A 22,070-nucleotide genomic window follows, 5' to 3' on the forward strand; every position below is an offset into this window, starting at 1 on the left:
GCCTCGAGACGGACCCGAACGGTTGTCGGCAGTCCGCGAATAGAAACTATTACTATTTTCGAAGTAAGAATTTTACCCATGGGAGTCGACTACTCACAGCTACACGACCCGAACGCCGAGTACACGATGCGGGAGCTCTCGGCGGAGACGATGAACGTGACGCGCGAACGCGGGGGTGGCCGCGACGTCGAGATCACGGACATCCAGACGACGATGGTCGACGGCAACTTCCCGTGGACGCTCGTGCGCATCTACACGGACGCGGGGATCGTCGGGACCGGCGAGGCCTACTGGGGCGCGGGCGTGCCGGAACTGATCGAACGAATGACGCCCTTTTTGGAGGGCGAGAACCCGCTCGACATCGATCGCCTGACCGAACATCTCGTCCAGAAGATGTCCGGCGAGGGCTCGATCGGCGGCGTCACCGTCACGGCGATCGCCGGCGTCGAGGTCGCCCTCCACGACCTGGCGGGCAAGATCCTCGAGGTCCCCGCCTACCAGTTGCTCGGCGGGAAGTACCGCGACGAGGTCCGCGTCTACTGTGACTGTCACACCGAAGACGAGGCCGATCCGACCGCCTGCGCCGACGAGGCCGAACGCGTCGTCGAAGAACTTGGCTACGATGCGCTGAAGTTCGACCTCGACGTGCCATCGGGTCACGAGAAGGATCGCGCGAACCGCCACCTGCGGGGCCCCGAGATCGAACACAAGGCGTCGATCGTCGAGGCGATCACCGAACGCGTCGGGGACAAAGCCGACGTCGCCTTCGACTGCCACTGGACGTTCTCGGGCGGCAGCGCGAAGCGACTCGCGAAGCGACTCGAGGAGTACGACATCTGGTGGCTCGAGGACCCCGTGCCGCCGGAGAACCACGACGTCCAGCGGGAGGTCACCCAGAGTACGACGACGCCGATCACCGTCGGCGAGAACGTCTACCGAACCCACGGACAGCGCCGGCTGCTCGAGGAGCAAGCGGTTGACATCATCGCGCCCGACATGCCCAAAGTCGGCGGGATGCGCGAGACCCGGAAGATCGCGGATATGGCCGACCTCTACTACGTGCCGGTCGCGATGCACAACGTCGCCTCGCCGATCGCAACGTTGGGCAGCGCCCACGTCGGCGCGGCGATCCCGAACTCGCTGGCCGTCGAGTACCACTCCTACGAACTCGGCTGGTGGGAGGATCTAGTCGAGGAGGACGTCATCGAGGACGGTTCCATCGAAATCCCGGAAAAGCCGGGTCTCGGCGTCACGCTGGATATGGACACCGTCGAGGAGCACATGGTCGACGGCGAAGACCTCTTCGACGAGGAATAGCGCTCGCGACTGATTCCCGACCGCCACCGCTTACCGGTCGGGCGAGTCACCGCGCCGGAACGGCGTCTCGATGCGTTCCGGATCGAAACGGTCGGGAGTCGCGTCCCCGTCGGCCTCGAGCGCCCGCGCGAGATACAATTCGATCGGCGTTCGTCGGGCGAGGGATCGAAACGCTATCGGTCAACCCGAGGTGGAAGACGGCCTGCGGGAAGTTACCCAGCTACTGTCCGTTTTCGAGAGACCGTCACCGAATCCGAGGAGATGGCCGTGCTGGTGGGCATTTTATTGCACTCGTCGGGGTGACAGGGAACATGTCGCCAGAGAAGACACGAGTTACGCGCCGTCAACTCCTGCGCGTGAGCGCCGGAACTGCCGCGATGCTCGGGATCGGCGGCTCCGCGGCGGCGAGTGCCGACCCGCGCGTCATCGACGCCTCGAGCGGAACGCTCCAGGACGAGACGGCCGAGGGATCGGGCCGGTACACGGACATCTACGAGGAAACCATCGACGACGTCGTTCTCGTCAACGTCTTCGGCACCGACGAGCAGGATCCGGGCGGCCTCGGATCCGGATTCGTCGTCGACGACTACGTCGTGACGAACAACCACGTCGTCCGCCAAGCGTCCGAGGCCGAACTCCAGTTTCGCGACGAACAGTGGCGAACGGGGGAGGTCGTGGGCACCGACGTCCAGAGCGACATCGCCGTGCTGTCCGTCGACGATATGCCCGACGGATCCGACGGGCTCTCGTTCGCCGACGGGACGCCGGAGGTCGGCACCGAAGTCCTCGCGCTGGGTAACCCGCTCGGTCTCGACGCGTCGATCTCGCAGGGCATCGTCAGTGGCATCAACCGATCGCTCCCGAGCCCGTCCGGGTTCTCGATTCCCGCCGCGATACAGACCGACGCGCCGGTCAACCCCGGCAACAGCGGCGGCCCGCTGGTCAATCTCGACGGGGACGTGATCGGCATCGTCTTCGCCGGCGCCGGCCAGACGATCGGCTTCGCGATCTCCGCGGAACTCGCCGAGCGCGTCGCTCCCGCGCTCGTCGAGGACGGCGAGTACGAACACCCCTACCTGGGCGTGGGCGTTCTCCCCGTCAGTCCGCTGGTCGCCGAGGCCAACGATCTCGAGGATCCACAGGGCGTCTTGGTCACCGAAGTCGTTCCGGACGCACCCGCCGACGGCGTTCTCGAACCCGCGGACGATGAAACCACCGTCGACGGCGACGCCGTTCCCGTCGGCGGCGACGTGATCGTCGCTATCGGTGATCGGGAAATTCCGAATCAGGAACTCCTCGCGTCGACGCTCGCCCTCGATACGTCTCCCGGTGAAACGGTTTCCATCGAAGTCATCCGCGACGGCGATCGGGAGACCGTCGACGTGACGCTCGAGTCGCGACCGGAGACCGACCTGCCCTGACGAATCGGTTTTCGTTCGCGAGTTCGATCGGATACACCCTTCCCGAAGCGCGGCCGCCGATTTCGATCACGTCGCCGTCCACCAGATCGGCTCGATCACTCCGCTCCTGTCTCTTCTACGTCCTCCGCCTCTTCTATATCCTCGAGTTCGTCCGCGTCCTCGCGGGGTGCGTTCTGTGTCCCGAGGTCGCCGCTCCCGTCGTCGACCTGGTCGGGATCCTGGTCGACGCGCTCGAGTTCGTCCTCGATTTCAGCCTCCCGTTCCGCCTCGTACTCGTTCGCTCTGTCGGCATCGTCTTCGGCCATGACATGTGAGGTTCGTCGCGAAGGAGTTTGACCGCCGGGCCGTCAAGTGCAACGTCGGCCCCGTTTTCGCTCACTTTCGGCGGTGATCGCGATCCGGTACGTCTCCGGACACGAAAGACAGATAAAAGACGCCGCGTTGTAAACAGACATACATGGACGTTCCGTACGACCTGACCTCGTACGTTCGGGTGTTAAAGATGGCAACGACACCCACGACTGAGGAGTTCCTTCAGGTGTCAAAGATCGCCGGCGCAGGAATCCTGCTGATCGGGCTCATCGGCTTCCTTATTGGAGTCGTCATGCTCTTCCTGACTGGTGGTTTCTAATGGGTATTCACGCAGTGAAGACGACGGCGAGCCAGGAGCGCACCGTCGCGGACATGATTATCAACCGCGAGGAGCCGGAGATCCACGCCGCGCTCGCCCCGGACTCGCTGACCTCCTACGTGATGGTCGAGGCGGACGGCAGCGCCGTCTTAGAGCGCGTGCTCGAGGATATCCCTCACGCCCGGAGCATCGTGCCCGGCAACTCCGACATCTCGGAGGTCGAACACTTCCTCTCACCCAAGCCGGACGTCGAGGGGATCGCCGAGGGGGACATCGTCGAACTCATCGCCGGCCCGTTCAAAGGCGAGAAGGCGCAGGTCCAGCGCATCGACGAGGGCAAGGATCAGGTGACCGTCGAACTGTACGAAGCGACGGTCCCGATTCCGGTGACGGTGCGCGGAGACCAGATTCGCGTGCTGGACAGTGACGAGCGCTAACGCGCTCGTCAAGCAGTCAGCGCGGCTCCGCCGCGCTGAATATAGCGACGAACGATAGTTCGTCGGATCATGCGAACGGCGCGGTGCGCCGTGAGCAGACAGTGCCCGCGAGCCGCCGGCTGTCGGACCGCAGACGATCCCCGATGTTATACTGTCGTTCGTAAAACGGAGCGACGCGCGGGCAGTCCGTGACGGCGATCTTCGAGACGGCTATCGTCGGAGTTCCGTCGCGATCGTCTGCATGTCCGCGACGTCTTCGATCTCCTCGAGGAGTTCCTCTCGTTGGCGGACGTCCTCGGAACTCGCGCCGTAGGCGCGGACGTACTCGGCGCGACTGTGCTCGGTGAATGCGTGTCGAATCGCGAGGTACCCGTCGGGAACGACGGTCCCGCAGACGCTACACTCTCGTCGCTCGTGCTCCGTCGCCTGATGAACGACGGTCGACTCGACGTCCTCGAACACTGCCCCACAGCCGTCGATTCCGCATTCCCAAGCCATTCACTCTCACTACGGGAGTCGAGTGGCTAGCCTAATGATACTTTCGCAGCCGGTGGTGGCGGTGATCGGTACCCGTCGAGTGGAGATCGAATCAGAATTCATAACTCGGATCTCTCGAAAGAGGGGGTCGTGAGCGACGGTAGAGCAAGGGAAACTCGAGTGGACTGTCACGTGAAGGTGCTCGACGACGCGGTCGTCGAGCGAGGCAAGGCCGCGGGGCTCGATGCGATCGTCTACGCACCTCACTTCACTCGACTCCCGGAAATTCAGCGACGGGCGGCCCGCTACTCGAGCGAGGATCTGCTGGTCTTCCCCGCGCGAGAGGTGTTTACCGGATCGTGGCGCGAGCGAAAGCACGTACTGGCGATCGGTCTCGAGGAGCCGGTGCCGGATTTCATCCCGCTCGAGACCGCGATGGCGGAGTTCGAACGACAGGGAGCAGCGGTTCTCGTCCCTCACCCCGAGTTCGCGACGGTGAGCCTCGCCGAAGCGGATCTCCGAGCGTACGGGGACGTCGTCGACGCCGTCGAAATTTTCAACTCGAAACACCTTCCATCGCACAACCGGCGGGCGAGAGAGCTCGCCGAGACGCTGGGGTACCCGCCCTTTACGTCGTCGTACGCGCACCTTCCGAGTTCGGTCGGTGTGGCCTACACCGCGTTCGAAACGGCGATCGAAACCGAAGCGGATCTCGTGAGCGCGCTCGAGGACGGCGTCGCGCGTCGCGTCGTCCACCACAACGGCGGTAGGCGGTGGCGAACGATGGCTCGCGAACTCGTCCATCTCGGGTACGAGAACACGTGGGAGAAGGTCGATCGACTCTTCCTGTCCGGGATCGAGCCGACGCACCCACACCACATCGCCTACGACGGCCGGTTCGACGACGTCTCCGTCTACTGACCGACCGCGAGACGTCGGCTACTGCGTCTCCTCGAGCGCGTCGGCGATCCGCTCGAGTTGCAAGCCGACGTAACAGAGCGCCTGCGTCTGCATGATCGCGGGGTCGTTGCTCCACTCGTTGGTGATGTAGGCCGCCTGTTTTCCTGCGCGATCGAGGTACTGGTTATCGCTCGACATGGTCTCTGCACGGTTCGCTATCGAAATACGAAACGGTTTGGGTCGGTAAGTCGACGCCGTCGGCTTGCGGTCAGTGTACTAATTCGTCGGACCGTCCGCTCGAGACCCGTACGAACAGCGCTAACCGGCACGGGATTTCGGCTATGGTCAGTCAGATACCGTCCAGAGGCGGCATTCTCACGCCCAACGACTACCACGTTCCGCGGTATCCGTTATCACTGGACGATGGGTGAAACAGTCAAAGTCATCACACTGACCGGCAACTCGACAGAATCGTGGGAAGACGCCGCACAGAACGCGATCGACGATGCGGACCAGACGCTCGAGAACATCACCGGAGTCGAGATCGAATCGCAGACGGCGGAAGTCGACGATGGAACGATCGAACAGTATCGGACGACCCTCGACGTCGCGTTCGTACTGAACAGATAACCCAGACGACGGTTGCAGAGGACGCAACCGTCCGATTAGCGGTCCTCGATCGGCTCTTCAGCGACCTCGTCGATTTTCGAGAGGGTCGTTTCGACTCGTTCCCAGTGACTGCCGCGCCAGAAGTGCTGATCACAAGATCGACAGCGCCAGACGTCGGTGCCGGCGGGGTCGGGTGCGTACCCGGGCGTCGATGCTGACCGGTCGACGCGCTCGAGCGACCCGTTGCATCGCCCGCAGAACGCCGGCTCGTCCGCGAGCGTGAGGTCGAGCCCTGCAGCCGCGAGTTCCGCCAGTTGCGCCTCGACGTCGCGCGACTCGAGCAAGATCGCGTGTTCCCCACGAGACGCGAGCGCGAGAAGGTTGTCGTCGGATTCGACGCCGCGGTCGCCGGCGTAGGCGGTGTCGGAGCCGCACATCCGCAGGTACGAGCGGATCCCACCGCACATGAGATCGAGGAAAGTGACATAGCGGGGAAGCGGCGATCGGTGCGGGCGGTCAGTGCAGGAACTCGCGCAGTTCCTCGAGTTCCCACGTGTTGATCACGTCCGTGGGTTCGGCCCAGCCGCGACGGGCCGTGTGGACGCCCCAGCGCATGTACTCGAGGGTCGACGGCTGGTGTGCGTCGGTGTTGATCGAGATCGGTGCGCCGTTCTCGAGGGCGGCCTGGACGGCGCTGCCCCAGAGGTCGAGTCGCCGCGGGTTGGCGTTGATCTCCAGGGCCGTCTCGTGTTCGGCGGCGGCCGCTCCGAGCGCGGTGGCGTCGAAGTCCAGCCCGGAGCGTTCGTTGAGCAGTCGACCACTGGGATGGCCGAGCACGTCGATCGCCGGGTTCTCAACGGCGCGGACGAGCCGCTCGGTGGCCGTCTCCGCGTCCTGATCCAGCGCGCTGTGGGGCGACGCGACGACGACGTCCAGCGCCTCGAGCACCTCCGCGGAGAGGCCGATTTCTCCGTCGGCGGTAACGTTCGCCTCGATGCCCGCAAAGACCGCGATATCGCTCGCGGCGGCGACCTCGCGGATGGCCTCGATCTGCTCTATGATTTCGGTGTCCGAAAGGCCCATTCCGCCGACGATACCCGGCCCTTCGGCGTGGTCGGCGACGCCGTAGTATTCGTAGCCCATCTCCGCCGCGGCCTCGACCATCGCCTCGATGGAGGTGTTGCCGTCGGACCACTCGGTGTGGCTGTGGAGGTCGCCGCGGACGTCCTCGCGCGTGATCAGGTCCGGGAGGTCGCCGTTCTCGGCGGCGGCGATCTCGCCGCGATCCGTGCGGAGCTCCGGCGGGATCCACGGGAGGCCGAGCGAACTGTACATGCCCTCCTCGGTTTCGCCCGCGACGCGCTCGCCGACGCGCTGTCCCGAATCCGGATCGTCGACCGCCGACACGTCGAACGCGCCGTACTCGTTCAGCTTCATGTCGCGGGCGATCGCGTAATTCCGAAGCCGAACGTTGTGGTCCTTGCTTCCCGTGAAATACTGCAACGCGGAGCCGAACTCCGCGGGAACGACGACTCGCAGATCGACCCGGATCTCGCCGACGCGCACGCTCGCCTTCTCCGGACCGGACTCGATCTCGCTGTCGACCGAGTCCCAGCCGACGAAGGCCTCGATAACGTCCTCGCCCGCCTCGGTCGCGACGAGGACGTCCACGTCGCCGATCGTCTCGCGCCAGCGTCGAATCGAGCCGGCGACCTCGCAGCGTTCGACCGCCTCGACTCCCTCGAGGAACTCGAGGACGTCGTCCGCGAGCGGTCGCGCTTCCCCCAGAAGCTGGCGCTGGCCGACCTCGCGGGCGAACTCGATGTTGTCCCGAATGTTCTCCTCGGTTTTCGGGCCGAAACCGGAGATCTCCTGAATCTCGCCGGCCTCGGCGACCGCCTCGAGGTCGTCGAGCGTCCGGACGCCGAGTTCCCGGTAGAGCGTCCCCGCGGTCTTCGGGCCGACGCCCTCGATGCGCGTGATGTCGGCGATATTGATGGGGAGTTCCGCGCGCAGTTCCTCGAGTTCCTCGATTTCGCCGGTGTCGACGTACTCGACGATCTTCGATGAGATGGCGTCGCCGACGCCGTCGATCTCCTCGAGGACCTCCTCGTCGCCCGCCTCGACCCGATCGGCGATCGGGACGGGGTGGGCGCGGATGTTCTCGGCCGCGCGCCGGTAAGCTCGCGGTTTGTACTCGACGTCGTCGGCCTCGAGCAAGTCGGCGAACTCCTCGAAGCGGCCGGCGATTTCGGCGTTGGTCGCCATTATCGCCCCCTCCGAGCGCTTCCGCCGTCGTCGCCGAGGGCTTTCTTCAGGAACGACATCCAGCGCTTTCGATCGGCCGCCTGTTTGGCCTGCTGCTCGCGCTCGAGATCCGTCGGCCCGAGGCTCTCCAGGGCGTTCAGCGCGCGATCGATCCCAATGATGCTCTGGGCGAGTTCCTCGCCCGTCTCGCGAGAGATGTCGTCCGCCTCGATTCGTTCGAGGCGGTCGTTCCGTTCGCGGCGCAGGTTCTTCTTCGCTCGCTCGACGCGGTCGCGCTCGCCGGCCGGCACCGTCTCGCGGCGCTTGATCTCGAAGACGAACGTCCGGAGGTCGATCGCCTCGCCCTGGACGGTGATCGTCTCGGGGATGTCCGCGCCGACGGTCGCGCCATCGCGCTCGACTCGCTCGAGCAGCTGCTTGCGCTCGTATGCTTGCACGTCTCGATATCCGGGTTGGGAGGGCAAAAATGTACAGTCCGCACTCGGGGTTCAGTCGGGACGGACGTCTCGAGACCGTTCGATCACGGAGTAGCGAGACAGCGGGTCCGGTCGTACCGGTGCTCGAGAACGTCGGTAAGATCGAAATACCGCCCAGTATGATCGGTTAGCAACACGAAAGACGCGTCTAGACGGCCGTAATCCTCCCATTCGACCCGCCATTCAGTCGGAGGAACGAACCCCAAATCCCTTAGCGGTGCCACCCCTACCCCCGTACAATGGCCAAGTGCGACGTGTGTGGGAAAGACGAAAGCATGCCCTACAACTGTCGGCACTGCGGGGGAACATACTGCTCCGACCACCGCCTCCCGGAGAACCACGACTGTACGGGACTGCGAAACTGGAACGACCCCCAGGGGGTCTTCGACAGCGGCTTCGACGACTCCGTCAACGGCGGCGGAAGTACGTCCAGAGCCTCGAGTCTCACCGACAGGTTACCGTTCAATACGGGAGCGGGCGGGCCGCTCGCGTACTTCCGCGGGAACATGACGTACACGTTCCTCGCGCTGATGTGGATCACCTTCCTCGCCCAGTTGGTCGTGAGCGCGGTACTCGGCCCCGAAACGATGCGGTCGCTGTTCGTCCTGACGCCCCAGAATCCGGAGTACGTCTGGACGTGGGTTACGTCGATCTTCGCTCACGGCGACTTCATGCACATCGTGTTCAACAGCATCGTGATATTCTTCTTCGGACCGCTCGTCGAGCGCTACATCGGTTCGAACAAGTTCGCGGTTCTGTTCGTCGTGAGCGGTGCGCTCGCCGGTCTCGGGCAGATCGGCATTCAGATCTTGCAGGGCGGTGTCACGGCAACCACGCCCGGCGTTCTCGGAGCCAGCGGCGCTGCACTCGCGATTATGGGCGTGCTGACGATCCTGAACCCGAACCTCACCGTGTACATCTACTTCATCATCCCCGCCCCGATCTGGGCGCTGACCGGGTTCACGGCGCTCATCAGCGTCTTCTTCATCGGCACCGGTGGCGGCGGGAACATCGCCCACATGGCCCACCTCGTCGGCCTCGTGATCGGCCTCGGCTACGGCGAGTACGTCAAACGCACCCAGAACGTCCGCACGACGAGTCAGTTCCAACTCGGCGGCGGCGGTCCCGGCGGACCGGGCGGCCCTGGCGGTCCCGGCGGCCGTCGTCGGTTCTGATTTCCCGCTGAGAGACGAGCGCAACCCCGACACTGATTTTCACCCGTTGCCAATGTCCGTTCGATGACCGCACCCCGCCCCGACCTCGCCCCCGACGCGTCGCTCTCGCGCGACGACATGGAAGCCCTACAGCGCGAAATCGCCGACGCGGCCGTCTTCGAGGACGACTTCGCGTTCGACCCCGCGACGCTCGGCGATCCGCTCGCAACGGCGACGAGCGACGCCGATCCGCCCATCGTCGTCGGCGTCGACCAGTCGTTCCTGCGAAACGAGGAGGGAGACTTCGACCGGGCGCTTTCCGCCGTCGTCGCAATGCAGGGCGGCGAGGTGATCGAGCGCGTCCACGCGGTGACGCCCCTCGAGATCCCCTACATTCCCGGCCTCCTGTCGTTCCGCGAGGGACGGCCGATACTGGACGCGCTCGAGGCGCTGACGGTCGACCCCGACCTCGTCCTCTTCGACGGCAGCGGGCGGATCCACTTCCGGCAGGCCGGAATCGCGACCCACATGGGCGTCGTCCGGGACGTCCCGAGTATCGGCGTCGCGAAGAGCCTCCTCTGTGGCGCTCCCGACGGGGAGACCGAGAACCTGCCCGCCGGATCGCGAGTTCCCATCGAGGCGAACTCGAGGGTCGACGCGCCCGACGGCACCCTGATCGGATACGCTGTCCAGACGCGGCAGTACGACTCGCCGGATCGCTACATCAACCCGCTGTACGTAAGCCCCGGCCATCGCGTCGGCCCGGAAACCGCGGCCGACGTCGCGCTCGCACTCGCTTCGTCCTACAAACTTCCCGACCCCGTCCGACTGGCCGACCAGTACGCCACCGAGGCCAAGCGATCGGTCGCCGAGTAGCGCGGTCTGCCGGCGGTTGGAACGGACGGTGCCGAGGGCGTGTAGCGTCTTCGAGGACCCGTCCACCACCGGAAACGCACCGATCTCGAAACTACGAGACCCGTTGGGCCGGAAAATTACGATTCGCGCGACAAACCGTCGATACTTAGGTATCGTCTCTCGAACCAGTCACGTATGGCCACCGCTGAGGACGTCGAGGGAACCGACGACGACGGGTTAGACGGCACCGTCGTCGAGGATGAACGTGACTCCGAAACCACCGCAAGTGAAGACGATCGGGACACCGAAACCCCCACGAGTGAGGACGACCGCTACACCCGCAAGCAGAGCGTGCTGATCACCGGCTGCTCGTCGGGAATCGGTCGCGCGACCGCCAACGCCTTCCTGGCGAAAAACTGGCAGGTGTTCGCGACGGCCCGAAACACGGCCGACATCACCGACCTCGAGGAGGCGGGCTGTACGGTCCTCGAACTCGACGTGACCGACCCCGAGCAGGTCGCGCGCGTCGTCGAACGGGTCGTCGATATCGGCGGCGCGATCGACTGCGTCGTCAACAACGCCGGCTACGCCCAGATGGGGCCGATGGAGGACGTCTCGACGGTCGATCTCCACCGGCAGTTCGACGTCAACGTCTACGGCCCCCATCGACTCGTTCGCGCCGCGCTGCCCCACATGCGCGCCCAGGGTGCCGGTCGAATCATCAACGTCTCGAGCATCGTCGGTCGGATTTCGTTCCCCGGGTCGGGAGCGTACGCCGGCTCGAAGCACGCGCTCGAGGCGATGAGCGACTCGCTACGGGCCGAAGTCGAGGAGTTCGACATCGACGTGGTCGTGATCGAACCGGGGCCGGTCGAGACGAACTTCACCGACCGCGTCGACGAGGAACTCCCCGAATCCGAGCGCACGCCGGCCTACGAGACGCTGTACGAACTGTACGACGAGATGCAACTGATCGGCGGCGGCAGCGGCGGCCCCTTCGCCTCCGAACCCGAAGACGTCGCGCGGGCGATTCTCGAGGCGAGTACGGTTTCCGAACCGCCGTCTCGCTACCCGGTCGGGCCGCTGGCGACGTACGGCGTGTACGCTCGCTTCCTGCCGGACAAACTGCGTGACATGGGCTACGGTCTGCTCCGGAAGGTCGTCTGATCGTTCCACGTCACGCTCGAGTGTTCGACGGACGAAATTCGAACGAAAAGCGTTCGGTCAGCGGTGACGAGACGGAAGCCGATCGCGTCGAACCGCGACCCGCGGTTGCGTGACCGGGCGCGTCGACGGTTGGGATCGTTGCTATGGGATGTCCAACCGACGGCGACGCACCCCGAGCAACACCGGTCAGTCAGCGGGGTTCGTCGCCGTGTTCCGTCCACCGTCGGACTCGGCGAGTGTGTACGCTCCGCCCGTACACTGGCGAAGATAGCCGTCTCGCTGGAGGGATCGACAGCGGCGCTCGACGGTCATCGGGTGCGTCTCGAGGGCGGTCGCCAGTTCGACGGCCGTCGCCGAACGGGAACGGTCGAGCGCCTCGAGGATCGCTGCTGCCCGTCGGTGATCTGGGGAATCGTGGGTTGGCATTCCGTCTCACACGAACCATGCTCGAACAGCCGTATCAACCTCGCCGACGGTTCCCAGTTCGTTAGAATGGGATTTCCATCGGCTATCGTCCGAGCGATTACGGCGGATAATCCCCGCGGCGACTGTGCGATCGGTGTCGCGGTCGCCGACGGGGCGACTCGAGTCCGAGTCGCTACGAGTTCCAGGCTTCGACGAACTCCGGCGGAAGCGCCGTGATGTCGATCCCCCAGGCGATCGGCAGCCAGAAGAGTGCGACGGTCGTGATCAGGATGATTCCGATGACGTTGAGTCCGATCCCGACCCGGGCCATCTGTGGCAGCGTGATGTACCCGCTGCCGAAGACGATCGCGTTCGGCGGCGTCGCGACCGGGAGCATGAACGCGAAGGAAGCCGCGGTCGCGCCGGCGATCATCAGACCGAAGGGGTGGACGCCGATGCCGATCGCGACGCCCGCGAGGATCGGCATCAACATCGCCGTCGTCGCCGTGTTCGACGTGACCTCGGTCAGGAAGATGGTCATCACGACCACGGAGAACAGGATGAGCGCCATCGAGACGCCCTCGAGCGTCTGAAGCTGTTCGCCGATCCAGACCGCGAGACCGGTCTCGCCGAAGCCGGCGGCGATCGCGAGTCCGCCGCCGAAGAGGAGGATGACGCCCCACGGGATGTCGACGGCGCTCGACCAGTCGAGCAGGAAGGTGTGGTCGCCGTCTTCGGTCTTGGTCGGCAGCGTAAAGAGGACCATCGCGCCGCCGATGGCGACGATCGTGTCGGCATCCTCGGGAACGGGAACGAGTTCGGCCTGGCCGACCAGGCTTGCGCCGATCCAGGCAAGTGCCATCCCGATAAAGACGACGAGGACCATCCGTTCTTGCGTACTCATCGAACCGAGATCGGCGAGTTGGCGGTCGATTGTATCGGCACCAACGGGTAGCCGATCGAACTCCGGCGACATCGCGAGACGCGTGACGTAGACGTAGACGGCCGCGAGTCCGACGATCGAGATGGGGACGCCGTAGAGCATCCACTGGGCGAAGCTGACGCTCTCGCCGAAGAGTTCCTGCGCCTGGCCCGCAAAGAGGATGTTCGGCGGCGTGCCGATGAGCGTCGAGACCCCGCCGACGGACGCGCCGTAGGCGATACAGAGCATGAGCGCGATACCGAACGAGAAGTTTCCTTCGCTGGTATCGATGTCGAGACCGGTCTCATCGACCAGATCCGCGGTCTGGTAGATGACCGCCAGCGCGATTGGAACCATCATCATCACGGTCGCGCTGTTCGAGACCCACATCGAGAGGAACGCCGTCGCGAGCATGAACCCGAGAATGAGCCTCGAGGGTTCGGTGCCGACGGCCTTGATGGTTCGCAGCGCGATGCGTCGGTGGAGTCCCCACCGCTGCATCGCCATCGCGAGGAAAAAACCGCCCATAAAGAGGAAGATCAGCGGGTTGGCGTAGGAGGGCGTCGTCTCCGCGGCCGGAAGCGCGCCGGTCAGCGGGAACAACACGATCGGGAGCAACGACGTCGCGGGGATCGGAATCGCCTCGGACATCCACCAGACGGCGACCCACGCGGTGACGGCAGCGACGGCCTGTCCGTCCGGCGTGAGCCCCTCCGGCGTCGGCGAGAGAAAGATGAGCGCGAACAGCACCGGTCCGAGTCCGAACCCGACTTTTTGTCGGAGGCCGTACGAACCGCTGACGTCGAACGGACTCCGGTCGTCGTCCGGACCGTTTCCGCCGGCGTCCGCTCCCGCGTTCGGTCCGTTTCCGTCGCCCGGATCGCGGCCACCGTCGGCGAACGCCTTCCGCGCGAGACGTTTCTCCTCCGCGGTCATCTCGTCCATGTCCTCGAGGATGGCCGGCCCATCGAGTCGGAGATACGCCTTCGTCTGGTCGTTAAGCCGCCAGAGGTACGTCCAGACGTTCCGAATAAACTTTTGATGTGTTTTCGGAGTCGTACTGTCCATTTTTCTGTCCGTTCCAGACAGGGCGTATAAACTGTACCGGTCTCTGCATCCTCGATTGTGATTCGCCGCGGACGGATGCTGCTGGTACCGTAATTACTGTTAGAACCGAGATTGTAAACGACGACCCGTTTGTTCTGACACCGATCGATGTCGCGTCGAATCGTCGCGATCGAGAGTGAGGACGAAGCGGGAAGTCCTCATTCATCGAAACGGCCAACCCGGTGGCCGGCCAACTCGAGGTATGCCGCTCTTACAGTTCGAGGCGACGCTCTCGCTGTCGACCGCCGAGAAGACGGCGCTCGCAGACCGAGTGACCGACATCTACACGACGGAGATGGCGACGACCGCGGGCCACGTCGCGGTGTCGATCCGCGAGCGGGACCCGGCGGACCTCCACCTCGGGCGTGCGGTCGACGGTCCGATCGTCTTTCTCGACGCCGAGATACGGCGGGGACGGCCGTTCGAACGCAAGCGCGCGTTCGCCCTCGAGACGTTCGCCGCCCTCGGCGAGACGTTCGACGTTCCCGACGAGAACATGAAAGCCGTCTTCACCGAACATCCCGGCGACCAGATGATGGGCGTCGACCGCGTCGGCGGGGAGTGGGACGGCGAGTAAGGCGACGATCGATCGGTGGGCGACCCGCCGCGTGGTGAACGGCCCGACAAGTAGGGGACGGCCCGACGAGGAGGAATCGAGCGCTCGCAAAAACCGCGTGCAGAAGCCGGTTACGCATCCCGGAACGTCTCTCCGTCACCGGGACAGTAAAGCGCACGCTCGAGAAAGGACGCGACGTTCGATGGATCGGTCGCACTGGCGGACGGTCGCGCTCGTAACGCTGTGGCAGGTGTCGGCCAGTATCTGCTACTACACCGTCTTCGCGGCGACGCCGTTCTTTCGAGACGAGTTCGGGCTGTCCCGACTCTCCGTGGGGTTCGTAGTGACGGCGCTGACGCTCGGATACGCGAGCTTACTGCTCCCCGTGGGCGCGCTGATCGACCGGTACGGCGAGACGCGCTCGCTCACGCTCGGGCTCCTCGGACTGGCGGCCGGCGCGGTGATGGTCGCGGGCGCGCCGACGTACGCCCTGTTGCTCGCGGCCGCCTTCTTCCTCGGCTCGATGTACGCGTCTGCGATCCCTGGAACGAACAAGGCGATCTACGACGGCATCGCGGCGGGCCGTCAGAACTTCGCGATGGGAATCAAGCAGGTCGGAGTCACCGCCGGGAGCGGAATCAGCGCGCTGCTCGTGACCGGGCTCGCGGGAGCCCTCTTTTGGCAGGCTGGGTTCCTGATCGCCGCGGGCGTCGGCCTCGTCGTCGCCCTCGTCTTCGCGATCCTCTACAGCGGCTCGAGCGACGGCGGGCAGGCCGAGTACCCCGATTTTCGCGCTCTCTCGCACAATCGTCCGTACCGGGTGCTCGTCGCGGCCGGGTTCTTCCTCGGCGCGGCGCTGTTCACCACGACAGGGTACACCGTCCTCTACGTCGAGGAGGAAATCGGCACCTCGGTGGCCTTCGGCGGCGCGGTGCTCGCGCTCGTTCAACTGTTCGGCAGCGTCGGTCGCATCGTCACCGGCTGGCTGAGCGATACCCTGCCCGGCGATCCGCAGGTCCGAATCGGCGGAATACTGACTGTTCAGGCGCTCGCGGGAGCCGCCATGTTCTTCGTTGTCGCCGCGACCGACACCGCGGTGAGCGCCGCCGTCGCCTTCTCGCTGTTGGGCTTTTTCGTGCTCGGCAACACCGGGATCTACTACTCCTACATGGCGACGCTGGTCGCGGCCGACGAGATGGGCGGGGCGACCGCCGCCGGACAGCTTTCGCTCGTCGTCGGCTCGGTCGTCGCCCCGCCCGCGTTCGGCTACCTCGCGGACACCGCCGGCTACCGCGGGGCGTGGTGGCTGCTCGCCGCCGGTACGGGTGTCGCCGTTGTCCTCTTGGTGTACGCCGTCCGGCTCGAACCGCCGATCGACGAGCCGGCGATGCGGGAGTGAGGCGGCCGGCGGTCGTCGGCAGGGCGGTAGCGACGCCCGTTTCGTCGCGGGCGACTGGTGCGCGATGGTCAGCGTTCCGCTCGGAAACAGATCGAGCGCGGCGGCCGCCGCAGCAGTTCCGCCGGGATCTCCACCTCGCTCCCGTCGTCGAGGTCTCGGAGGTCGGGTTCGACGAGGTCGCGTACTTCGAAGCCCGCGTCCAGCAGCGGCCGCAGCAGTTCGGTCATCGACCGCCGGTAGTACGTCCCCGGATTCGAACTGTCCGGACCGCCCCAGCGTATCTCGAACGCCTCCGTGTCGTGGTAGGTCGGTTCGTCCGGTTCGGGCCTGACTACCGCGTCCAGGTCCCACCCGTCAATCGCGCTGGTATCCGGGTACTCCCGCTCCCGCACGACGAGGAAATCGTGAACCGGATTGTGCGTAGAGACAACCAGCGTTCCGCCGGGCTCGAGCACGCGAGCGAATTCGGCGTACGGCACCTCGAGATCCGGCAGGTGAGAGAGCACGTGCTGACAGAGCACGAGATCGAAGCGTCGATCGCCGACGTCGTCGAGCGCGTCCGTCAGCTCGGCCCGTCGGAACTCGGCGTGGTCTCCGTGCGCCTCTCGAGCCGCGTCGATCATCGCACGGCTTACGTCGATCCCGACGATGTCGGCGCCTCGGTCCGCGAGCCACCTCGAGTACGTGCCGTCTCCGCACCCGGCGTCGAGAACGCGTTTACCCGCGACCTCCGGCAGGAGCGAACGGACCGTCGGCCAGAGGAGTCGCTGTTTCCACGGGAGTTCGGTGAACGCCTCCCACTGCGTCGCGATCGCGTCGTAGTGGTCGCCGACGGACGGATCGTCTTCTGTCACGAGCCTTATTTGCGCGGAGTACATGATAAAACGGATCTATGTTCCGGCAATCGGCTCGCGTTCGAGGCGTTTCGACGATCTCGTCGAAACGCCTCGGATGCGGTCGCCCTCACACGCGCCGCGAACGCCGGTGAACACCTTTACCGCTCGGAATCGAAGGTCGACGCATGTATCGCGTCTTACTCCCGGTCGACGAGAACGAGTCGCGAGCGCGCGCACAGGTCGAGACCGTCCTCGAACTCCCCGCGACTCCCGGCGACCTCGCGGTCGACGTCGTCCACGTTCACGACGAGGCCACGACACCGGACGTCGAGTGGGCCGCCGGCAGCGGGTTTTCCGAAACGTACGCCGAAGAGATGGCCAAGAGCGTCCGTAAGGCGGATCGACTTCCGGCGTCAGTCGAAGCCGCCGTCGATCGTCTCGAGTCGAGCGATCTCGAGTACGCGGTCCACGAGCGTACCGGTGGGCCGGCGGAGACGATCCTCGCGGTCGCGGACGAACTCGACAGCGACGTGATCGTCCTCGGAGTCAGCAAGCGCTCGCCGGTCGGCAAAGTCCTGTTCGGCAGCGTCGTCCAGGCGGTGATCCTCGATAGCGATCGGCCGGTGACGGTCGTTCCGGAGCAGTGAGCAAACGTCGTTCGATCGGGTGTGCAGCGACGTTCGATGGCAACTATCGGTCCGGGCGTCGACTCTACCAGTCGTCGCCTCCCCAGGAATCGTCTCGAGCCCTGTCGTCCGTCGAACCCCACGAGGACTCGTGGCGGCTAGTGGTATCCGAGTGCGAATCGGAGACGGGGCGATTCTCGAGGTAGACGCGGGCGTACGCGAACTGGACGACCGGGCTGATGAACGCGGTGAAGACCGCTGACACGGCGAGATACGCGAGGTAGAACTCTTCCTCGAGACCGGTAGCTAGCAGCGTAACGACTATCGTGGCGATGGTGAGGAGAAACAACGCGACGGAGATGCCGAACAGTTTGAGCAGGTTTCCCTTCGCGACGGTCCAGCTCGTATCGAGGCTCTCGAACGCGCCCTGATCGTCGATAACGCACGCGGGAAACGCGAGTGAGAGACGAAGGCCGAAGTAGAGTCCGGGAAGAACGAACAAAATGAGTCCGACCGCGACTATCAGTATGTACAACACCATCACGCCGATCAGCGAGAGAAATCGTCTGAGGACGGCGGTCGACGCCCGACCGATGTCGCTGGTCTCACCGGCCGCTTCTTGCGCCCCGATCACGTGGACGAGGCCGTCGATGTAGGGTCCGACGAAAAAACCGAGTAGGGTGAGCACACCGCCGATCGGACCGAACAGTCCGCTGAAAAGGTCGAGGAGACCGTAGAGGAAGAAGACGCCGATGAGGATCGGATTTCGCCGGAGCCATCCGATCGCGTCACCGATCGTTCCGATCGTTCCCTTCCGTCGAAGTGTCCCATTCATACGGTGAAATGGCAGATTGGATATATAAAACGGCAGTCTTATTGTGGTGCCGACAGCTCGATCCGAGCGATCACCGCAGACAGGCCGCGACGACCTCGAGCATCCCCTCCCCGCGAACTTCGTCGGCGAACAGCGGCACTCGCCGCACGTCGGTTCCGCGGAAGAGGTCTTGAGCCTCCGCGAGCGCTTGCTGCTGGACGTCCCAGCGGCGCTGACAGAACGCGCAGTCGTCCAGATTCGGCTGGAGGAACTCGCCGTGAACGTCGTCGGTGACGTTAGAAAGGGGTTCCATCACGCGGTTGACGACCACGGTGCCGACCGGAATTTCGAACTCCCGAAGCTGCTGGCGCAGGCGCTTGGACTCGAAGACGCTCATCTCCTCGGGAACCATGACGATCCGGAAATCCGTTCGGGACGGATCCTGTAGCGCCGCTCGAAGCCGCTCGATCCGCTCGCGAAGCTCGTTCAGGTCCTCGAGATCCGATTCGTCTTCGGGCGGCTCTTGCCCGCCGAACACGCCTTTCATCCCGTCGATCATCCCGCCGATCCGCTGGCGGAACTGGATGATTTTCCCCATCATCGAATCCATCAGTTCGGGCAGTTTGAGCAGCCGGAGGGTGTGGCCCGTCGGTGCGGTGTCGACGATCACGCGCTCGAACCGGGGATCGTCCATGTACTCGAGGAGCAGTTGCATCGCGGCGGCCTCGTCGGCACCGGGCATCCCGCCGCCGAAGAGGGCGTCCATCGGCGACTCGCCGCCGAGCAGTTCGCCGAGCCCGCCGAGATCACCCATTCCGCCCGCGTCGGCGGCTTCGCCACCTCCGCCGAGGCTGCCCTCGCCGCCAGCGCCCGGGAACGCGGCCTGCCCGTCCTCCATGGCAGCCTCCGGATCGATCTCGGCCGCGTAGAGGGGGATATCGTCGCGAATACGGCCGGGTTCGGCCGGGACGTCCGTTTCGAAGGTGTCCGAGAGGGAGTGTGCCGGGTCCGTCGAGACGACGAGCGTGCTGGTCCCACGGCGGGCGCTGTCGAGGGCAGTTGCGGCGGCCATCGTCGTCTTTCCGACGCCGCCTTTTCCGCCGTAGAGGACGTAGTCGGGGCCGTCGACGGGCTCGTCGGACGGCTCCACGTCGATCGTCTCGCGTTCGTCGTCCGCGACGGAATCAGTCGGCGTCACCTCGATGGAGTGTGCGCCGTCGTCGTCCGCTGGTTCCTCCTCGGACGTCTTATCGACCGGCTCGACGTCGATTCCACTCATAACGGCTACTTTCCCGCCCCGACACGAGTATTCGTCGGTCCCGTCCGGATCGCACGGTGTGGCATCTGGCGACCGTAGAAACCGCTCGTCGGAGCTCACCCGTCCAGAATCGTGCGTCGTCCAATTCCGTGCCGCCCGCACGCGAGCAGATGCTGCGTCAGTCGAAGTACGCCGCCAACCGCCGAGCCGCCTCCTCGACTCGCGGCGTCACGAGCGCGAACCGGAGCCAGTCCGCCCGCGAGTCGCCGAACGCCTCGCCGGGCATCCCGGCGACGCCGGCCTCGTCGATCAGCCGTTCGACGTTCTCGAGCGTTCCCGGATAGCCCTCGAAGCGCGCCATCACATAGAACGATCCCTGCGGCGTGGTGTACTCCGCGCCGGCAGCGTCGAGGGCGTCGGTGAACGTCGCGACGCGCTCGCGGAGCAACTCGCGGTTCGCCTCGTAGTAGTCGGGACTCGTCTCCCGTAGTGCCCGCGAGACCGCGTACTGGCCGGGTCGGGTGGTGGCGACGTTGACCAGCATGTGTCGGCTCTTGGCGTTCGCGACGAGGCTCCGCGGAAAGACGGCGTAGCCGACGCGAACGCCGGTGATCGCCATCGACTTCGAGAAGGCGTTGGTGACGATCCGGTGGGCCGAATCGAACTGGAGCGCGCTCGAGAACTCCCCCGAGAGGTCGAAGTGGTCGTAGACCTCGTCGCTGACGAGGATCGCGTCGTACTCCTCCGCAATGGCGACGAGTTCCCGAACCGTTTCCTCGGGGTAGACCGCTCCGGTCGGGTTGTTCGGCGAGTTGACGACGATCGCCGCCGTCTCCTCGTTCGCGGCCTCGCGAACGTCGGCGGGATCGAGCTGCCCCTCGTTGTCCGTCGCCACGAATCGCTGGGTCCCGCCCAACATCGTCGTCTTGCCGGGATAGTACGGGTAGACCGGATCCGTTAGCAGGATCTCCGTCCCGCGGTCGCGCTCGAGCGCCCGCGCCATCGCGAGGTAGTTCGCCTCGCCTGCCCCGTTCGTGACGATCACCTGTTCGGCGTCGACGCCTCGGCGGGCGGCGATCTCCTCGCGAAGCTCGAGCAGCCCCTCGCTCGGCGGATACTGGAACGCGTCCGGCTCGAGATCGGCGTACTCGCGGAGTCCGTCGCGAAGCGCCTCGGGCGGCTCCCAGTCGGGGTTGCCACTGACCATGTCGATAACGTCGCGCTCCGCTCGGTCCGCGTACTGCATCACCTGAAAGAACAGCGGCGTCTCGTACTCCATACCGGTACAGCGTCGGCCGCCACCGTCGTTCTTTCCGTTCGGTCCTCCCCAGTCAGTGGTTCCCAACCCACGCTTTGACGGTCGTCCGTCCCCTTCCCTCGAGTCACGCATGAACGACGATATCGATCGGGACCGTCCCATGGACATCGGCGACGCGCTCCGGGATCGCGAGGAGACGCTCGCCGTCGCCGAGTCCTGTACCGGCGGATTGATCGGCGCGGCGATTACGGCCATTCCGGGCGCGAGCGACTACTTCGATGCGGGGCTGACGACCTACGCGTACGACGCCAAGCGCCGCCACCTCGGGGTCAGCCGCGAGGCGCTCGACGAGCACGGTGCCGTCTCCGAACCCGTCGCCCGCGAGATGGCCCGCGGAGTTCGGGACGTCGCGGACGTCACGTGGGGCGTCGCAACGACGGGTGTCGCCGGCCCGACCGGCGGAACCGAGGCGGACCCGGTCGGCACGGTCTACATCGGCGTCGCCTACGCCGGTCCGTGGGGGAGCGACGCCTCGTTCGCGTCGGTCTCCCGATACGTCTTCGACGGCGACCGGGCAGCCGTTCGGGCGAAGACCGTCGATCGAGCGCTCGAGGACTTGCTCGAGGCGATCGACGAGCAGTGAGCACTTCGCCGTCCGGGCGAATCGCCGAAGGGACCGGATCTGGAAGTCTCGAAACTGGCTCCGTTAAGACCACTAGTTAATGATGTTTTTGGCACCCTCCACGGTAAGTACAGGTGATTCCATCGTCACTCCAAACCGCTCAAATCACGTGCGGTGGCGCGCGCTGGGCCGCGTCGAACGAACAGTGAGACGCGGTTCGTAGTCGTCGCGAGTGAAACGAGCGACTGCGTGGAAGACACAAAGCGCCTTCCTATGGATGAGCGAGTGAGCTTGTGAGCGAGCGTTAGCGCGGAACCGGAGGTTCCGCGAACCATCCGAACGGGTGCTTCGCACCGTGAGGAGAAATCGGCTGGGGAGGACGTGGAAATCACCGCCGCCAGCGGCAGCAATACGCTCGTCTTCGAGTCATCACTGCAAAAACAGAATCGACAAGTACGCACACGTAGCTGCCGTTCAGTAGAGAGGGAGTAGTTACTGGTTCTTCAATAGTGCAGAAATAAGCATAACCACCGCAAAGACAATTGTAAAGACCAT

Annotated in this window: 25 protein-coding genes; 13 read left to right on the plus strand and 12 right to left on the minus strand. The window is 65.1% G+C overall.

All coding sequences use genetic code 11. From position 1 onward, the window contains the following. Positions 1 to 78: 78 nt before the first annotated feature. Positions 79 to 1,317, plus strand: a complete 1,239-nt coding sequence (locus tag DWB23_RS01610; protein WP_121741058.1) for a mandelate racemase/muconate lactonizing enzyme family protein — start codon at positions 79 to 81, stop codon at positions 1,315 to 1,317. A 311-nt stretch (positions 1,318 to 1,628) separates the two neighbouring features. After that, a complete protein-coding gene (locus DWB23_RS01615; RefSeq protein WP_121741059.1) occupies positions 1,629 to 2,738 on the plus strand; it encodes a S1C family serine protease in 1,110 nt (369 codons plus the stop codon). A 95-nt stretch (positions 2,739 to 2,833) separates the two neighbouring features. On the opposite strand, the gene DWB23_RS01620 is transcribed toward DWB23_RS01615, so the two are convergent. Continuing rightward, entirely contained in the window at positions 2,834 to 3,043 is a 210-nt protein-coding gene (locus DWB23_RS01620; protein ID WP_121741060.1) for a hypothetical protein, read from the minus strand. Positions 3,044 to 3,195: 152 nt separating this feature from the next. Here DWB23_RS01620 and DWB23_RS01625 point away from each other — a divergent pair, with 152 nt between their 5' ends. Together DWB23_RS01625 and DWB23_RS01630 are read left to right on the plus strand one after the other, a co-directional pair. Then, the gene (locus DWB23_RS01625) at positions 3,196 to 3,369 is read left to right on the plus strand and encodes a protein translocase SEC61 complex subunit gamma (RefSeq protein WP_121741061.1); all 174 of its coding nucleotides are present in this window, start codon (positions 3,196 to 3,198) and stop codon (positions 3,367 to 3,369) included. Beyond that, positions 3,369 to 3,806, plus strand: a complete 438-nt coding sequence (locus DWB23_RS01630; RefSeq protein WP_121741062.1) for a transcription elongation factor Spt5 — start codon at positions 3,369 to 3,371, stop codon at positions 3,804 to 3,806. The genes DWB23_RS01625 and DWB23_RS01630 overlap by 1 nt, the downstream gene beginning before the upstream one ends. Positions 3,807 to 4,016: 210 nt before the next feature. Here DWB23_RS01630 and DWB23_RS01635 read toward each other — a convergent pair whose 3' ends face one another. Further along, entirely contained in the window at positions 4,017 to 4,304 is a 288-nt protein-coding gene (locus DWB23_RS01635) for a DUF7565 family protein (RefSeq protein WP_121741063.1), read from the minus strand. Between the two features lie 129 nt (positions 4,305 to 4,433). Here DWB23_RS01635 and DWB23_RS01640 point away from each other — a divergent pair, with 129 nt between their 5' ends. Next, entirely contained in the window at positions 4,434 to 5,204 is a 771-nt protein-coding gene (locus tag DWB23_RS01640) for a PHP-associated domain-containing protein (protein WP_121741064.1), read from the plus strand. An 18-nt stretch (positions 5,205 to 5,222) separates the two neighbouring features. Here the strand turns inward: DWB23_RS01640 and DWB23_RS22790 are convergent, their stop codons facing one another. Continuing rightward, positions 5,223 to 5,381 carry a hypothetical protein gene (locus DWB23_RS22790; RefSeq protein WP_162989721.1) on the minus strand — a complete coding sequence of 53 codons (159 nt, stop codon included), beginning with the start codon at positions 5,379 to 5,381 and terminating at the stop codon, positions 5,223 to 5,225. Between the two features lie 225 nt (positions 5,382 to 5,606). Here DWB23_RS22790 and DWB23_RS01645 point away from each other — a divergent pair, with 225 nt between their 5' ends. After that, on the plus strand, positions 5,607 to 5,813 hold the full coding sequence (locus tag DWB23_RS01645; protein ID WP_121741065.1) for a dodecin family protein: 207 nt from the start codon (positions 5,607 to 5,609) through the stop codon (positions 5,811 to 5,813). Positions 5,814 to 5,848: 35 nt separating this feature from the next. Here DWB23_RS01645 and DWB23_RS01650 read toward each other — a convergent pair whose 3' ends face one another. The 3 genes from DWB23_RS01650 to DWB23_RS01660 are packed head-to-tail and all read right to left on the minus strand — an operon-like array spanning position 5,849 to position 8,497. Beyond that, positions 5,849 to 6,259, minus strand: coding sequence for a Mut7-C RNAse domain-containing protein (locus tag DWB23_RS01650; RefSeq protein ID WP_121741066.1), 411 nt, complete (start codon positions 6,257 to 6,259; stop codon positions 5,849 to 5,851). 49 nt (positions 6,260 to 6,308) lie between these two features. Next, on the minus strand, positions 6,309 to 8,060 hold the full coding sequence (gene polX / locus DWB23_RS01655) for a DNA polymerase/3'-5' exonuclease PolX (protein WP_121741067.1): 1,752 nt from the start codon (positions 8,058 to 8,060) through the stop codon (positions 6,309 to 6,311). Next, the gene (locus tag DWB23_RS01660) at positions 8,060 to 8,497 is read right to left on the minus strand and encodes a DUF5788 family protein (RefSeq protein ID WP_121741068.1); all 438 of its coding nucleotides are present in this window, start codon (positions 8,495 to 8,497) and stop codon (positions 8,060 to 8,062) included. The genes polX and DWB23_RS01660 overlap by 1 nt, the downstream gene beginning before the upstream one ends. Positions 8,498 to 8,775: 278 nt before the next feature. Here DWB23_RS01660 and DWB23_RS01665 point away from each other — a divergent pair, with 278 nt between their 5' ends. From DWB23_RS01665 to DWB23_RS01675, 3 genes are all read left to right on the plus strand, one after another. After that, entirely contained in the window at positions 8,776 to 9,711 is a 936-nt protein-coding gene (locus tag DWB23_RS01665; protein ID WP_121741069.1) for a rhomboid family intramembrane serine protease, read from the plus strand. Between the two features lie 63 nt (positions 9,712 to 9,774). After that, complete coding sequence (locus tag DWB23_RS01670; protein ID WP_121741070.1) at positions 9,775 to 10,566, plus strand: endonuclease V; 792 nt, start codon at positions 9,775 to 9,777, stop codon at positions 10,564 to 10,566. Positions 10,567 to 10,740: 174 nt separating this feature from the next. Beyond that, entirely contained in the window at positions 10,741 to 11,712 is a 972-nt protein-coding gene (locus tag DWB23_RS01675) for an SDR family oxidoreductase (protein WP_121741071.1), read from the plus strand. Positions 11,713 to 11,898: 186 nt separating this feature from the next. Here the strand turns inward: DWB23_RS01675 and DWB23_RS01680 are convergent, their stop codons facing one another. Then, positions 11,899 to 12,138, minus strand: coding sequence for a helix-turn-helix domain-containing protein (locus DWB23_RS01680; RefSeq protein ID WP_121741072.1), 240 nt, complete (start codon positions 12,136 to 12,138; stop codon positions 11,899 to 11,901). Positions 12,139 to 12,310: 172 nt separating this feature from the next. Next, complete coding sequence (locus DWB23_RS01685) at positions 12,311 to 14,107, minus strand: SLC13 family permease (RefSeq protein ID WP_121741073.1); 1,797 nt, start codon at positions 14,105 to 14,107, stop codon at positions 12,311 to 12,313. 241 nt (positions 14,108 to 14,348) lie between these two features. On the opposite strand from DWB23_RS01685, the gene DWB23_RS01690 reads away from it, so the two are divergent. Together DWB23_RS01690 and DWB23_RS01695 are read left to right on the plus strand one after the other, a co-directional pair. After that, complete coding sequence (locus DWB23_RS01690) at positions 14,349 to 14,723, plus strand: tautomerase family protein (RefSeq protein WP_121741074.1); 375 nt, start codon at positions 14,349 to 14,351, stop codon at positions 14,721 to 14,723. A gap of 181 nt (positions 14,724 to 14,904) precedes the next feature. Continuing rightward, complete coding sequence (locus DWB23_RS01695) at positions 14,905 to 16,101, plus strand: MFS transporter (RefSeq protein ID WP_121741075.1); 1,197 nt, start codon at positions 14,905 to 14,907, stop codon at positions 16,099 to 16,101. 68 nt (positions 16,102 to 16,169) lie between these two features. On the opposite strand, the gene DWB23_RS01700 is transcribed toward DWB23_RS01695, so the two are convergent. Further along, positions 16,170 to 16,955, minus strand: coding sequence for a class I SAM-dependent methyltransferase (locus DWB23_RS01700; RefSeq protein WP_121741076.1), 786 nt, complete (start codon positions 16,953 to 16,955; stop codon positions 16,170 to 16,172). Between the two features lie 167 nt (positions 16,956 to 17,122). Between DWB23_RS01700 and DWB23_RS01705 the strand changes: the two genes are divergently transcribed. Further along, positions 17,123 to 17,584 carry a universal stress protein gene (locus DWB23_RS01705; protein WP_121741077.1) on the plus strand — a complete coding sequence of 154 codons (462 nt, stop codon included), beginning with the start codon at positions 17,123 to 17,125 and terminating at the stop codon, positions 17,582 to 17,584. Between the two features lie 64 nt (positions 17,585 to 17,648). Here DWB23_RS01705 and DWB23_RS01710 read toward each other — a convergent pair whose 3' ends face one another. The 3 genes from DWB23_RS01710 to DWB23_RS01720 all read right to left on the minus strand — a co-directional run bounded on the left by DWB23_RS01710 (position 17,649) and on the right by DWB23_RS01720 (position 20,914). Continuing rightward, entirely contained in the window at positions 17,649 to 18,398 is a 750-nt protein-coding gene (locus DWB23_RS01710; protein WP_121741078.1) for a DUF7847 domain-containing protein, read from the minus strand. Between the two features lie 70 nt (positions 18,399 to 18,468). After that, entirely contained in the window at positions 18,469 to 19,656 is a 1,188-nt protein-coding gene (locus DWB23_RS01715) for an ArsA family ATPase (RefSeq protein ID WP_121741079.1), read from the minus strand. Positions 19,657 to 19,813: 157 nt separating this feature from the next. Next, entirely contained in the window at positions 19,814 to 20,914 is a 1,101-nt protein-coding gene (locus DWB23_RS01720; RefSeq protein WP_121741080.1) for a pyridoxal phosphate-dependent aminotransferase, read from the minus strand. Positions 20,915 to 21,023: 109 nt separating this feature from the next. Here DWB23_RS01720 and DWB23_RS01725 point away from each other — a divergent pair, with 109 nt between their 5' ends. Next, positions 21,024 to 21,536: a CinA family protein gene (locus DWB23_RS01725; protein WP_121741081.1), complete on the plus strand. Its 513-nt coding sequence runs from the start codon at positions 21,024 to 21,026 to the stop codon at positions 21,534 to 21,536. Positions 21,537 to 22,070: the final 534 nt, after the last annotated feature.

The organism is Natronorubrum halophilum (genome assembly GCF_003670115.1).
Taxonomy (GTDB): Archaea; Halobacteriota; Halobacteria; order Halobacteriales; family Natrialbaceae; genus Natronorubrum; species Natronorubrum halophilum.